Origin of the sequence: Pseudomonas sp. FP2335 (genome assembly GCF_030687535.1) — a bacterium.
Lineage (GTDB): Bacteria > Pseudomonadota > Gammaproteobacteria > Pseudomonadales > Pseudomonadaceae > Aquipseudomonas.
The window spans coordinates 180,284-194,906 of the sequence record NZ_CP117437.1; the positions used below are offsets into that span (position 1 = coordinate 180,284).

A 14,623-nucleotide genomic window follows, 5' to 3' on the forward strand; every position below is an offset into this window, starting at 1 on the left:
GGGGGGGCGGGCGTGCGTGTGAACGGGGTCAAACAGTCGACACTGACCCCGTTATCACAGGTAAGTCCGTCCCCCCATTGGCTTTTCAGATTCCCCACCAATTCTGAACAATTGTTATGAATTGGCCTTTTCCCTACTTTCCTAAGGGATAGTTCCTACAGGAAAGCTAGGTCGGGTCACTAGACGCCGACACCCTGATGCAAATCGCTCAGGACCACCTATCGTTACAGCTTTCCGTGTGTAAGGAAGCTCACGATATGCTGCGAAACCTACCACTCAGTGCTTCAGGCCGGTTGCGACTGCTCATCGGGGCAGCCTTGTGCAGCCAGTTATTGGTGCCAGCCTTCGCCGTGGCCGACCCTGCCTACGATGCCCTGGTCATTCAGGCCCGCAACGGCAATTTCACGCCGGCCCTGACGCAATTGCGCCAGTTGCCTGCCGAGCGCCAGACGCCGGGCCAGGTCAGTGATCACTTGGTTATCGCCGGTTGGGCAGGGCAGGATGCCGAAGTGCTCAAGGTGTACGAGGCTCAGGGTAAAAATCGCACCTTGACGCCCCAGGCGCTCGCCACCGTGGCGCGCACCTATCGCAATCAGAAGCAGTGGGCCCAGGCCGAGGCGGTGTATCGCCAGGCGCTGCTGCGTGACCCGAACAATGTCGACCTGCAACTGGGCCTGGCCCTGACCCAGGCCGACGGCGGCAAAACCACCGAAGCCGTGCAACGCGCCCGTGCGTTGGTCGCCGCCAAGCCTGATGACCCGAACCGGCGCATGGCCCTGGGCTACGCGCTGACCCGCGCGGGCTTCAACTATGACGCGCTGTTCGAGTTCGACCAGGCCTTCCTGCATGCCGGGGATAAACCGGAGGTTGCCCGCGAATACATCGTCGCCTTGCAAAAGGCCCGCATGCCGGAACCGGCCCTGCGCCTGTCGGCCAAGCGCCCGGGCCTGGTCGACCCGGTGACCCAGCGTCGCCTGGAAGGTGACCTCGCCGCCGAACGCGTGCGCATGGCCGAGTTCGCCACGCGTTCGGAAAACGAACGCTATGTCGTCGCCGACCGCGCCCTGCAGGACTACGACAAACTGCTCGCCCGCTGGACCCCGGACGCCAGCGCCCACGACGACGTAGTGCGCTGGCGCATCGACCGCCTGGGCGCGCTCAAGGCCCGCGCACGTACCGCCGAAGTGATCCGCGAGTACGAAACCCTCACCGCCGAAGGCGTGCAATTGCCCACCTATGCCGTGCGTTGGGTGGCCGCGTCGTACCTCGATCAGCGCCAGCCGGAAAAATCCGAGCCGCTGTATCGTCAGGCCCTGAGTGCGCCGGATGCCGAGCCGGATGATCGGGTCGAAGACACCACGGCGCTGTTCTACGCCTTGCAGGAAAGCGACCGGGGCACAGAGGCGGTCGAAGTCGCCAAAGGCCTCGCCACCAGCCAGAAGCCACGGGTTGAACTCAAGGGCTTGCCCATCGGCAATCCCAACGACGCCTGGATGGATGCGCAACAACTGTCGGCCCAGTCCGGCGTGTACGGCGGCGACCTGCCGGGCAGCGAGTCGAGCCTGGACGCGTTGGTCGACAAGGCCCCAGGCAACGTCGGCCTGCGCCTGGCCCAGGCCGACATGTACCGCGCCCGCGACTTGCCACGGCGCGCCGAAGGCATTCTCAAGGAAACCGAAGCCCAGGTGCCGCGTGACATCGGCCTGGAAGTCAGCCAGGCCTACACCGCGATGGATTTGGAGGAGTGGCGCCAGCTCGACGTGCTTACCGACGACGTGCTCGCTCGCAACCCGGACAGCCGTCAGGTGCAGCGCCTGAGCCGGTTGCGCGATGTGCACGACATGGCCGAGCTGCGCGTCGAGGCCTACACCGGCAAGAGCTTTGGCGGCGGTAGCGACAGCGCGGCCGGTGCCGTCTCGGGCAGTCGTGACTGGGGCATTGAAAGCCGTATCTACACGCCGCCGATTGACGAAGACTGGCGCCTGTTCGCCGGTGCCGGCTACGCCACCGCCGACTTTGAAGAAGGCACGGGCCATCACCGCTGGCAGACCGTGGGCGTCGAACGGCGTACCCGCGACATGACCCTGGAGGCCGAAGTTTCCAACCATTCCTACGGCGATGGCAGCAAGCAAGGTGCCGCGGTGTCGATTGCCCGTGACATCAACGACAACTGGCAATACGGCGGTAGCCTCGGTTATTTGCTGTCCACCACGCCACTGCGGGCATTGAATGCCGGGATCACCGCCAACGGCGGCAGCGGTTTTGTGCGCTGGCGCGCCAATGAAAGCCGCGAGTGGAAACTGACCCTCAGCCCGTCCCATTTCAGCGACGGCAACGACCGTTTCGAAGCCCTGCTCAGCGGCCGCGAAGGCCTCTACAGCTCACCACGGGTGCAAGTGGACCTGGGCCTGGAGGTCGGCGCCAGCCGCAACAGCAAGGAAGACACGGTGTACTTCAACCCGAAGTCGGACTTCACCGTGCTGCCGGTCATCAACATCAATCATGTGCTCTATCACCGCTACGAGACTCAGTGGAGTCAGCAGTTCCAGGTCGGTGCGGGTACCTATAGCCAGCAGGATTATTCCACCGGCGGCATCGGGCTGGTGGGCTACGGCCAACGCTACCGCTGGAATGACGTGCTGGAAGCCGGTGCCAACCTGAGCCTGATCAGCCGACCTTACGACGGCAATCGCGAACGCGATCTGCGCCTGCTCGTCGACCTCACTTACCGTTTCTAGAAGAGCCTGACCATGACCGTCCTCAGCCGTTGCTTGTTGATCCTGGGCGTAATGCTGGCCAGTGCCTGTGCCCAGCAACCCGCGCCTTTCACCCCACCCGCCGAGCGGCCGATCGCGCCCAACGAATTGCCGTGGCCGAAGAACCACTTCCTGGGCATTGCCTACCACGACGTCGAGGACCGCGACCCCGATCAGGCGGTGGTGGCGGTACGCACCGAACGTTTGATCGAGCAGTTGGCCTGGCTGCGCGAGAACGGCTACCAGGCGGTCAGCGTCGATCAGATCCTCGCCGCCCGCCGTGGCGGCACACCGTTGCCGCCCAAAGCCATCATGCTCAGCTTCGATGACGGCTATTCAAGCTTCTACACCCGCGTGATGCCGATTCTGCGCGCCTATAACTGGCATGCCGTGCTGGCGCCGGTGGGCTACTGGATCGATACGCCGCTGGATAAACCCGTGGATTTTGCCGGTGTGCCACGTCCACGGGGTGAATTCCTGACCTGGCAGCAGATCCGTGAAGTGTCACAGTCCGGCCTGGTGGAAGTGGCCGCGCACACCGATGCCAGCCACACCGGGATCCTCGCCAACCCCCAGGGCAACCTGGAACCGGCGGCGGCCTCGCTGCGTTATGACCCGGCCACCGGCCGCTACGAAACCCAGGCGCAGTTCCAGGCGCGGATGCGTGCGGACGTCACGGCGATCTCCAACAAGATCCAGGCAGTCACCGGCAAAAAACCACGGGTATGGGTGTGGCCATACGGCGCCGCCAAAGGCACCACGTTGTCGATCGTCGCCGAACAGGGCTACCAGATGGCCCTGACCCTGGAAGACGGCCTCGACAACCTCGGCGACCTGATGAACAGCCCGCGCTTTCTGGTGGCCTCCGACCCGGACGGCGAGCACTTCGCCAACAGCATGGTCGCGGTGCAAACCCCGGCGCCGCTGCGGGTGATGCATGTGGACCTGGACAACGTGTATGACCCGGACGCGGCCCAGCAAGCGCGCAACCTCGACCAGTTGGTGCAGCGCGTGTTGGACATGGGCGCAAGCACGGTCTTCCTGCAAGCCTTCGCCGACCCCAAGGGTGACGGCCTGGTGCACTCGGTGTACTTCCCCAACCGTCACCTGCCGGTGCGCGCCGACCTGTTCAACCGCGTCGCCTGGCAACTGCACACCCGTGCCCATGCCGCCGTGTATGCGTGGATGCCGGTGCTGAGTTTCGCCCTCGATCCCAAGCTGCCGCGCGTGACGCGCTGGGACCCGAAAACCGGCCAAATCGGCCTCGACCCGGATCAATACCAGCGCCTGTCGCCGTTCGACCCGCAAGTGCGCAAGATCATCGGCGAGATCTACGAGGACCTGGCGCGCAACAGCGCCATCGACGGCGTGCTGTATCACGATGACGCAGTGTTCAACGATTTCGAAGATGCCAGCCCCGCGGCGCTCAAGGCCTATGTCGCGCAAGGCTTGCCCGGCAGCATCGAAGCCCTGCGCGCCGACCCGGCCGTGATGCAGCGCTGGACCCGTTTCAAGAGCCGCTACCTGATCGACTTCACCAATGAGCTGACCGGCAAAGTCCGCGCCATTGCCGGGCCGCAGGTGCTGACTGCGCGCAATATCTTCGCCGAGCCGATGCTCAATCCGCAGAGCGAAGCCTGGTTCGCACAGAACCTCGATGATTTCCTCCAGACCTACGACTGGACCGCGCCGATGGCCATGCCGTTGATGGAAGGCCAGGAGTACAAGACGTCCAACGCCTGGCTGGAAAAACTGGTCGCCACGGTCAAGGCGCGCCCCGGTGCGCTGAACAAAACCGTGTTTGAACTGCAAGCCAAAGACTGGCGCACCAAGGCCGCGCCGGACATCGACAGCGACCAGATGGCGCAATGGATGGGTGTGCTCAAGCGCCAGGGGGTCACCAGTTTTGGCTACTACCCGGACAACTTCCTGGAAAACTCCCCGGACCTGAAGACCGTGCGTCCGGCCCTTTCCAATCAATGGAACCCTTGACCATGTTCGACAGAATCCTGGCTATATTCGTACTGGCGCTGGTATTGGGCGTGCCCCTGGGCCTGATCTTCCTGGTCACCGGGCAGTTCCTGATGGACTTCGTGTTCTTCTACCCGCTGTTCATGTCGGCACTGTGGATCGCCGGCGGCCTGTATTTCTGGCTGCACTGGGAGCGCCACTGGCCGTGGGAAGAAGACACCCCGGCGCCGACCCTGGCCGGCAACCCGCTGATCTCGATCATCATCCCCTGCTACAACGAGGGCGATAACGCGGCCGAGACCATCCATGCGGCGTTGGACCAGGTCTACCCGAACATCGAAGTGATCGCGGTCAACGACGGCTCCAAGGACAACACCGCCGCCGTGCTCGATGCCCTCGCCCTGGAACACCCGCGCCTGCGCGTGTTGCACCTGGCGCAGAACCAGGGCAAGGCCGTGGCCTTGCGCATGGGCGCCGTGGCAGCGCGCAGCGAGTTCCTGGTGTGCATCGACGGCGATGCATTGCTCGACCGCAATGCGGCGGCCTATATGGTGGCGCCGATGCTCGACAACCCACGCCTGGGCGCGGTGACCGGCAACCCGCGCATTCGTACGCGGTCGACCTTGATCGGGCGGGTGCAGGTGGGCGAGTTCTCCTCGATCATCGGTTTGATCAAGCGTACGCAGCGGGTGTTCGGGCGCATCTTCACGGTGTCCGGTGTGGTGGTGGCGTTCCGTAAGAAGGCGCTGGACCGCATCGACTACTGGAGCACCGACATGATCACCGAGGACATCGACGTCAGCTGGAAGCTGCAACTCGATCACTGGGCGATCTTCTACGAGCCGCGTGCGCTGTGCTGGATCCTGATGCCGGAAACCGTCGGTGGCCTGTGGAAACAGCGCCTGCGCTGGGCCCAGGGCGGCGCCGAAGTGCTGTTCAAGAACATCCGTGGCATCTGGCAATGGCGCCATCGCTACCTGTGGCCGCTGCTGTTCGAATACTGCCTGTCCACCGGCTGGGCGTTCACCTTCCTGCTCTCGGTGATCTTCTGGGGCCTGGGCAAGTTCATGGTGCTGCCACCGGCGATTGCCGTGGACTCCCTGGTGCCCCCGGCGTTTACCGGCCTGGTGCTGGCGATGGTGTGCCTGGTGCAGTTTGCCGTGAGCATCCTGATTGACCGGCGCTACGAAAAAGACCTGTGGAAAACCCTGTTCTGGACCGTGTGGTATCCGATGGTGTTCTGGCTGGTCAGCTTGTTCACTACATTGGTCAGCTTTCCCAAGGTGCTGTTCAACCAGCACCAGAAGCGCGCGCGCTGGGTCAGCCCGGATCGTGGGATCAAACCCGCCAACGAGGAGGTGTGATCATGAAACTGGTCAGAACTCGCCAAAACACCGTGATGTGGATCGTCGACGTGGTGCTGACCCTGGCCGCCTGGGCCGGGTTGATCTGGCTGCTGGCACGCGGGATCGGCGCGATGCTCGAGACCCACGGCGGGCCGCGCATCGAGGCGCCCATCTTTGCGGCGCTCAACACCTTGCAGATCTATCTGTGGATCGCGCTGTTCAATGCGCTGATCCTGGTCACCTGGGCGCGCTACCAGCAACGCAAAGGCCGCAAATTCGCCCAGCGCCGCGCCGAGGCCAACGCGCTCAGCGACACGCACCTCAGCGAGAGCTTCAAGCTCGGCGCGGGTGATCTGGAACAACTGCGCAAACCCGGTGTGCTGGTGATCCACAACGACGAAGAGGGCGGTGTGGAAGAAGTGAAATCCCACGTCTCTCGCGACGTGGAAAAACCCACATTGACCCTGGTGCCCGACCAGGATCGCAACAAAGACGCCAGTTGATCTAAGCCCGTAGTGAGCGGGCTTGCCCGCGCTGGGCGGCGCAGCCGCCCCAGGTCCAGACACCTCGGTCTTTCTGAAACACCGCAGCGTCCCGTTTGGGGCGGCTGCGCCGCCCAGCGCGGGGCAAGCCCGCTCACTACAGTCCCGTTAGGTTTCTGGCTTATTTGTCGGGGTTCATTCTGGATTTCGGCAAGGCGACCTAGATCAGGCCATAGCCAAACCTCCTCAAAGCGGCCCTCTGGCCCAGTGCTCAGTCGCTTGACCGCTCAGGTGAGGCAGAACCTCACGCGCCGTGTCTGCGACCCCGTTCACAAACCCAGCTCCCACCTCTACACCATTTGAACATTTCGTTTATCCCGGGGTCTCTACCCCGCCCACCCACACGCGGTCGGGCTGCATGGACTGCAGCGTTTTCAAATGACATTAAGGATTGATGTGAACCTCTCCCCTCTATTCCCCTGCCTGCCACCGCCCCTTGCGGTGCGTCTTCGTGCGCCTGGGTTTTAGGCGGGCACCTGGGGGGAATGCACGCGGATCAATTGATCCATTCACTCGTTTTACCTACTGCCGTCGGGCGTATTGGCGGCAATGACCCGTAGTTCATGGAGTTAGAAATGAAGCGCAAGCCGTTCCAGAAAACCCTGTTGGCCCTCATGGTCGGCGCGATCAGCACCCAGCTGCTGGCCGTGGAGTTCGACCTGGGGCAGGGCAAGAATATTTGGGCCAGTGAGACCTTCAATGAGCCTGTGACCATCACCGGGCAGCTCTCCCAAGTGGTCGACCCCAGCACTACCCTGCCAGCGGGCCTGGGCTTTACCGATACCCACATCCAGGGTTCGCTGATCAACCGCGCCGACATTACGTTAGACTCGCAAGGCAAAACGATCCGTGCGATGGCCATCGACCCGATGTACTGGACCGGCCCGAACAACCTGCCCCCCAGCACCATCACGGGGGATGTGATTCAGGCCGGTAATATCCTGATGAGCCATGGCGGTTATGAAGGGCTGGAGATCGGTGACGCGACCATTGGCGGCAGTGTGATCAACTCGGGCACGATCCGCTCGACGGCGCCGCTGCCGAATGCACCGACGCTGGGTTTCGTGGGCGGTGGCGAAGGCATTTACCTGCACGGCACCACCATTGGCGGCGACGTTTCCAACACCGGCGTGATCAACATGGATGGCCGTGGCGCCACGGGTTTGATCCTAGATGTCGACGGCGCCACCCCGACCACCATCGGCGGCAAGATCCTCAACTCCGGCTCGATCATCGCCACGGGTGAGGACGCCCTGGGCATTGAAGTGGAAACCGCGACCAGCGCGCTGCGTATCGAAAACAGTGGGCTGGTTTCTGCCGACGGCAGCGCGGCGCGCGGCGTGCTGTTTTACAACGGCACCATCGATTACATCCTCAACACCGGCACGCTTGAAGCCAAGGGCACCGATGCCAGTGCCTTCGAGTTCAGCGGTGCCACCTTCGCTGCCAACAGTGCGAGCGGCGCCCGAGGCATCGTCAACCGCGGCACCATCACCGCAGACGGCACCGCGATCCTGGTCAACGCCAGCGAACAGACCTCGCCGTTCGAGATCAACCAGCAAGCCGGCGAAATTCGCAGCAACTCCGGGGTTGCCGTGGACGCCGCCAACCTGGCGACGCTGAACTGGACCGGCGGCGCCATCGTCGGCGACCTGCTCAACCTCAACGCGGTCAACGTCGCCGGCCAAGCGAACTTCACCGGCACGCGCATCAGCGCGCCAGTCTCGATCAACTCGGGCTCGCTGAACCTCTCTGCGCAGGGCACCAGCGTCACTGGCGACCTCAACGTCGCCAACGGTGCGGGCATCGACATGCACCTGTCCGACCGCGTGGTGCCGACCAGCGCCTACCTGACGGTCAACGGCACCGCCACCTTTGCCAACGCCTCGAAGCTGACCGTGAGCGCCAACCCCGGCGATTTCGCCAGCACCCGCGACGGCACGCAATACACCCTGCTGCAAGCCACCCGCGTGCAGGACAACGGCCTGTCGGTGGGCAGTTCTTCGGCACTGCTCGACGTGCTCAGCTACTCGGCCGATGCGCAGACGGTCAAGGCCGTGGTGGCGGTCAAGGCCGACGGGCAAGTCCAGCAAGACCTCGCCGCCGTCGGCGCCAGCGCGGCGTCGGCCACGGCGGTCAACCGCTTCAAGAATGGTGTGTTGAGCCAGCTCGGCAGCGATGACCAGGTGTTCCAGGCCCTGGCCAACGCCGGTACGGCCGAGCGACTGGCGCAGATCAGCGACCAGCTCAAGCCGGACGTCAATCGCGGTGCGCTGGACGTGGCCTTGTCCGGGCAAACCGTGGTCAACGGCGCGATCTTCAACCGCCTCACCGAGCAACGTGAACAACAACAGCGCGGTGGCGTGTGGGTGCAGGGCCTGAGCAGCAACATGGACCAGGACGGTCGCGGCGGCGCCAACGGCTACTCGGCCAACAGCAGCGGCATGGCGGTGGGTGTGGACGGTCGGGTCAACGACACCACCACCCTGGGCGTGGCCTACAGCTACCTCAATTCCAACATCCATTCCGACCAGGGCAACAAGACTGACGTCGAGGGCCACGCGCTGTCGCTGTACGGTAACTGGTCGCTGCAAGACTGGTTTGTCGACGGCAGCCTCAGCTACGGCCATAACGATAACCAGAGCAAACGCCACATCGCCGGCACCACGGCCAAGGGCAGCTACGACAGCAATGTGTTGTCGGCCAGTGTGATCGGCGGCTACAGCTTCAAGCCGTCGCAGGCGGTGGTGATCGAGCCTCGTGTGGCTGCGCGTTATGCCAGCGTGCGCATGGACGGATACGACGAGAAGGGTTCGTCGGCCGCGCTGAGCACACGTTCGCAGCGCTATGAAGTAGGCGAGTTGGGCGCCGGTGTGCGCCTGGCGGGTAACCTGCCGATGGGCGCGGGCAGCTTGCAGCCGGAAGCGACACTGATGGCGTATCACGACCTGATGGGGGATCGTGTCGCGCAAACCTCCAACTATGTGTTGGGTGGTTCGGCGTTTACCGTCACCGGCGCGTCGGTGGCGCGTGACAGCTACGAAGCCAGCGTGGGCGTGAATTACCAGGTGTCGGACTTCACCGTTGGCGCCAGCTACACGCGCCAGGCGCGCAGTGGGTTTGACGCTGATGGGGTGATGCTCAAGGCGCGCTACGCGTTCTAACCTTGCCCAATCAAGGGTAAACACGGTACCTGTGGCGAGGGAGCTCCCTCGCCATGGGGTTCGGTGTGATTTTGGAGAGGGATTATGAGGCGATATGAAGGCAAGCCATTCCTGCGGCTGTTGGAGTGCTATGTCCTGGCCGCCATCGGTGAGCTGAGTGATGAGCAGCAGGCCACCTTGCGCGCCATGGAACCCAAGCTGCATGAGGTGTATGGCACGTCGGGCAGTTGGCAGTCCGTGATCGAGGTGCAAATGGATTTCCCGGCGACCGTTGCCGACAAGATCCGGGCAATATGGCAGGCCAACGTCGAGAAGTTCGCCAACGCTGGCACCGCGATCAACGCTGAAGATTTCGCGCAACACTTTGTGGACACCAATTTTCCTTAAGGACCCGCCATGAAACCCGCAAAACTCCCCCTTCAAGCCTTCCTGATGTCCTGCCTGGTGGCGGGCTGGGGGCTGGTCTACGTGGGCCGTGTCAAATGGGCGATCTGGGTCGCCGCGTTTATGTACGGCGGTGTGATCTTGCTCGGTGCATGCGGTCTGATCGCCTCGCCTATCGGGCTGTACGTGTTTTTCGCCTTTGTGGTCGCGGTCAAGCTTGGTTCAGCCATCGTCTCGGCGGTGTTGGCCAAGCGCTACGATGGCCCGCCGGACGTGCCGCGCAAACGCTTCCACGCGCTGTATGTGGGCGTGCTGATCGTGCTGACCTTCGTGCTGCTGGAAGTGCTGCGGGTGCCATTGCTGGGCTTCAAGAACTACTACATTCCGAGCGGGTCGATGTCGCCGACGGTGTCGGTGGGCGACTACGTCATCGCCGATCTCAAGCCGGGTGCGCCGAAAGTCGGCGACATCGTGGTGTATCGCTGGAACGGCACCGAGGCGATCAAGCGCGTCGCCGGTGTGGGCGGCGATACCCTGGCCATCGTCAACGGCGAGCTGATCCACAATGGCGAAAACCTCGGCCTGTTCCACGCACCGGCGGATAGCGTGAACGGCGCTGCGTCGATGGAACTGGCGCCGCTTAAAGTCGAACCGGGTCACGTCTATTTGCTGGGCGACAACCGCAACAACAGCAACGACAGTCGCTTTATGGGCCAGGTTGCCGAAGCCGATGTGGTCGGCAAGATCACCGGGATCTGGTTCTCCAGCGAGCGGGCGCGGATCGGGACGCGATTCCCATGATCAGCACTTCTCGGATGTTCACCAGAACCTTGACGCTGCTCTGCCTGGCCGCACTTGCCGGCTGCCAGGGCGTGCCTTATCGCGGCGCCGAAGATCAGGCGCGGATCAACAACGACCTCGCGCTTGGCGCCACGGCGGCGCAGTTCATTCCATTGCGTTGGGCGTATTCGAACTACGGCATTCAAAACGGCGTGCAGACCGAGGACGCGATTGCCGTGGTGCAGCCTGGGCTGGTGACGTTGGTGGGCTATGAGAGCGGGCACTATGTGCGCAAGGCCAGTTTCCCGGCCGCGGCGGTGGACTGCGCCTACGTGTTTGAAAGCGAGCACAGTGACCGCCCGGTGTGGCTGTTGCAGCGCGAACGCATCATTTTCCTGTCGCCGAGCGACCATCGCGGCAACGGTGATCAGGCCAGACGCTTGCAGTTGGTCAAGCAACTGGCGGGTAGCGGCTTCAAGATCCAGACCGATGCCCAGGGCTCGGCGTACCGCCCCACCGGGAAGTCGGAGCGGCAGTTGGTGCTCAATACGGTGATAGGGCATCACATGGAGGAAGTTGCCGAGAATCAGGCATACAACGTGTGCCGGCCTCAGTAAATCGGTTGGTCGACCCACCGCTCCCACCGTTGATTGGGGTTGCTGGGCGGTCAGCGTTCGGCTGGAGATAGACCAGACACTGCCAATCCCCTGTGGGAGCTGTCGAGCCCTAGCGAGGCTGCGAAGGCGGCGGCACTGTTGGTAGAGGTGTTGTCTGAACCACCGCTTTCGCGGGCAAGCCCGCTCCCACAGGTGATTGGGGTTGCTGGGCGGTCAGCGTTCGACTGGAGATCGCCCAGGCACTGCCAATCCCCTGTGGGAGTTGTCGAGCTTTAGCGAGGCTGCGAAGGCGGCGGTACTGTTGGTAGAGGTGTTGTCTGAACCACCGCTTTCGCAGGCAAGCCCGTTCCCACAGTTGATTGGGGTTGCTGGGTGGTCAGCGTTCGACTGGAGATCGCCCAGGCACTGCCAATCCCCTGTGGGAGCTGTCGAGCCCTAGCGAGGCTGCGAAGGCGGCGGTACTGCTGGCAGAGGAGTTGCCTGAACTGCCGCTTTCGCGGGCAAGCCCGCTCCCACAGTTGATTGGGGTTGCTAGGCTGTCAGTGCTCGGCCGGAGATAGACCAGACACTGCCAATCCCCTGTGGGAGCTGTCGAGCCCTAGCGAGGCTGCGAAGGCGGCGGCACTGTTGGTAGAGGTGTTGTCTGAACCACCGCTTTCGCGGGCAAGCCCACTCCCACAGTTGATTGGGGTTGCTGGGCGGTCAGCGTTCGACTGGAGATCGCCCAGGCACTGCCAATCCCTTGTGGGAGTTGTCGAGCTTTAGCGAGGCTGCGAAGGCGGCGGTACTGCTGGTAGAGGTGTTGGCTGAACTACCGCTTTCGCGGGCAAGCCCGCTCCCACAGGTGATTGGGGTTGCTGGGCGGTCAGCGTTCGACTGGAGATCGCCCAGGCACTGCCAATCCCTTGTGGGAGTTGTCGAGCCCTAGCGAGGCTGCGAAGGCGGCGGTGCTGCTGGTGGAGATGTTGCCTGAACTACCGCTTTCGCGGGCAAGCCCGCTCCCACAGGTGATTGGGGGGTGCTGGGCTGTCAGTGTTTGGCTGGAGATTGCCCAGGCACTGCCAATCCCCTGTGGGAGTTGTCGAGCTTTAGCGAGGCTGCGAAGGCGGCGGTACTGCTGGCAGAGAGGTTGCCTGAACCGACTTACAGCAACTTGCGCTGCACCGCCTCATCCAGCGTACTGCGCGTCAACGCCTCCACGACTTCCCGTGTATCGGTCTGGAATGGAATACCCACGATCAGCACCAAATGCATCCACGTGCGTACCGACTCGCTTTTTTTGACGCGACCCAGCTCTTTGCCATCCTTGTCTTTGAACACCGTTTCCAGGGTGAAGGTGTTCTTCGCCGTGGACGGGATGATGAAGAAGGTCGCGCCGGTGATGATCGCCGAGGCCATGCTGAACTGTTCGTTGTTGGACAGGGTGGCGTCGGCATAAATATCCGAGTCGACCTTGTCGGTGCTCACCCGCGAAAAACGATTGGACTGGCGGAACGAGTCGGCCACGGCCTTTTCCCACAGCAGCGCCGGGGCGCCAGCCACTGCGTTGCCCGGGCCGCTGTTGACCTGGTGCAGAGCGGTGGTGCGTACGTACGCCGTCGGCTTCTGCGCCGGCACGTTGGCGGTCGGTGGCCAGGTCTGCACCGCCGGCAATTCGTGTTGCGAGTACGAAACGCAACCGCTCAGCAACGCGGCAGCGAGCACCAGGCTGTGTTTGATCAATCCTTTCATGACTTACTCCTTGGGCAGCTTGGCGGTGGCGCTGTCGAGCAGTTGCGACACCAATTCATTCAGTTGCTTGGCACCCATGGTCGGTGCCCAGTATTCACGCCCGTAGAGGCCGACGTTGCGCTCGAACTTGACCTCTTGCTTGGCACTCGCCAGTTGCTTGCCGTCGCGGTCGACGATCGTCAGGTCACCGGCCACGTCAAAGGTGTCGACGAAGATCGGCCCGTTGACCCAGATCCAGATCGTCAGCGTCAGCAACGCACCGGGCACGTAGGCCGGGTGCACGCCACGGTGGCCCTTGAGTGAGGTCATGTTGAATTTCAGCGACACATCGTTTTCGCCCAGGCGCGTAGGGTATTCGGTGACTTGCTTGAAGTAACCGGCGCTGCGCACGTATTGATTGAGCTGCACGGTCAGGGAGCGGCTGATGGCGGTCTTGTTGGCGTCGTTGATGTCGGCGGCAGTTACCGCGACATCGGCGATTTGCGCGCTACGCGGGCTGCTGACAGCGGCAGGGTGGAGCGGGGCGCCGACAGGGCCGGTGACGGTGTAGGACACACAGCCGGTCATCGACAGCGCGGCGATCAGGGCGGTAGCCCGCAGGAGGAGTTTAAACACGCAATTTCCCTATAAAAAGAACGAACCAAGCCACTGTCTCGACCCCTCGGCGCAGAACTTGAATGAACAAGCTTTTACCGCGGGCGCCGCGCACGGCCGGGTTTCGAGCGTCAGGGCGGCGGTGTACAGTCACGGCCCGTTCTCGTAAAAAATCATGATGAAGCCAAACAAATATCCCCACCTGAAAGTGTTCTTCGCCTTCTGGTTCATGCCCTTTGTGTTTGGGTTGGCCGCAGGCCCCGTGGTGTTTGTCGCCACGTTGGCACAGCTGTTCAGCAACCCGCGTGCACTCGGGGAAGTGCATGGGCTGGAACTCTGGATGGTGTTTGTCACTACGCCGATACTGGCGCAGGTGGTGTACCTGTTGCCCGCCCTGGGTTTTGCGCTGTTCGTGACCTTGTGCGCGTTCAGCAAAGGGCGCCGCACTTATACGATTATCGGGCTCAGCGGCGGGGCGGTCGCATTTGTGTGGCTGACGTGGCTGGACTACCTGGTGATGCGCGGCAGCACCAAGGGTTTTGTTTTTACAGACAATGCCTTAGCGCTGATTTCGGCGTTTTTCATTGGTGCTGCAGCCTGCGCCTTGATGGCGCTGATTGCCCTGCCGGAGCCGACAGACAGCAGCGAAACGGGCGGCCTGGGCTCAGAAATCCCTTGAGAACCCCTCTCAACTCCGTAAAATGCCGCCGATTGTTTAAAGCTCGATACTGTTCAGGG

The 14,623-nt window shown here is 62.8% G+C and carries 11 protein-coding genes; 9 read left to right on the forward strand and 2 right to left on the reverse strand.

Annotated features, from left to right (window positions below):
• Positions 1-257 precede the first annotated feature (257 nt).
• The 8 genes from pgaA (at position 258) to PSH81_RS00850 (ending at position 11,560) form a co-directional block, all read left to right on the forward strand.
• Positions 258-2,738, forward strand: a complete 2,481-nt coding sequence (gene pgaA / locus PSH81_RS00815) for a poly-beta-1,6 N-acetyl-D-glucosamine export porin PgaA (protein WP_305391838.1) — start codon at positions 258-260, stop codon at positions 2,736-2,738.
• 12 nt (positions 2,739-2,750) lie between these two features.
• A complete protein-coding gene (gene pgaB / locus PSH81_RS00820) occupies positions 2,751-4,748 on the forward strand; it encodes a poly-beta-1,6-N-acetyl-D-glucosamine N-deacetylase PgaB (RefSeq protein WP_226456626.1) in 1,998 nt (665 codons plus the stop codon).
• A gap of 2 nt (positions 4,749-4,750) precedes the next feature.
• Complete coding sequence (gene pgaC / locus PSH81_RS00825) at positions 4,751-6,091, forward strand: poly-beta-1,6-N-acetyl-D-glucosamine synthase (RefSeq protein WP_192298546.1); 1,341 nt, start codon at positions 4,751-4,753, stop codon at positions 6,089-6,091.
• Between the two features lie 2 nt (positions 6,092-6,093).
• On the forward strand, positions 6,094-6,576 hold the full coding sequence (gene pgaD, locus PSH81_RS00830) for a poly-beta-1,6-N-acetyl-D-glucosamine biosynthesis protein PgaD (protein ID WP_226456628.1): 483 nt from the start codon (positions 6,094-6,096) through the stop codon (positions 6,574-6,576).
• 614 nt (positions 6,577-7,190) lie between these two features.
• Positions 7,191-9,779: an autotransporter outer membrane beta-barrel domain-containing protein gene (locus tag PSH81_RS00835; protein WP_305391839.1), complete on the forward strand. Its 2,589-nt coding sequence runs from the start codon at positions 7,191-7,193 to the stop codon at positions 9,777-9,779.
• Between the two features lie 84 nt (positions 9,780-9,863).
• Entirely contained in the window at positions 9,864-10,166 is a 303-nt protein-coding gene (locus PSH81_RS00840) for a hypothetical protein (RefSeq protein ID WP_192298543.1), read from the forward strand.
• A 9-nt stretch (positions 10,167-10,175) separates the two neighbouring features.
• On the forward strand, positions 10,176-10,964 hold the full coding sequence (lepB, locus tag PSH81_RS00845; RefSeq protein WP_192298542.1) for a signal peptidase I: 789 nt from the start codon (positions 10,176-10,178) through the stop codon (positions 10,962-10,964).
• Positions 10,961-11,560 (forward strand): hypothetical protein, encoded by a 600-nt coding sequence (locus PSH81_RS00850; protein WP_305391840.1) that lies wholly within the window; start codon positions 10,961-10,963, stop codon positions 11,558-11,560. Before lepB ends, PSH81_RS00850 begins: the two co-directional genes overlap by 4 nt.
• 1,143 nt (positions 11,561-12,703) lie before the next feature.
• Here PSH81_RS00850 and PSH81_RS00855 read toward each other — a convergent pair.
• Positions 12,704-13,291, reverse strand: coding sequence for a hypothetical protein (locus PSH81_RS00855; protein ID WP_226456633.1), 588 nt, complete (start codon positions 13,289-13,291; stop codon positions 12,704-12,706).
• A gap of 3 nt (positions 13,292-13,294) precedes the next feature.
• The gene (locus PSH81_RS00860; protein ID WP_226456634.1) at positions 13,295-13,906 is read right to left on the reverse strand and encodes a hypothetical protein; all 612 of its coding nucleotides are present in this window, start codon (positions 13,904-13,906) and stop codon (positions 13,295-13,297) included.
• 154 nt (positions 13,907-14,060) lie between these two features.
• On the opposite strand from PSH81_RS00860, the gene PSH81_RS00865 reads away from it, so the two are divergent.
• Positions 14,061-14,564, forward strand: a complete 504-nt coding sequence (locus PSH81_RS00865; RefSeq protein WP_305391841.1) for a hypothetical protein — start codon at positions 14,061-14,063, stop codon at positions 14,562-14,564.
• Positions 14,565-14,623: the final 59 nt, after the last annotated feature.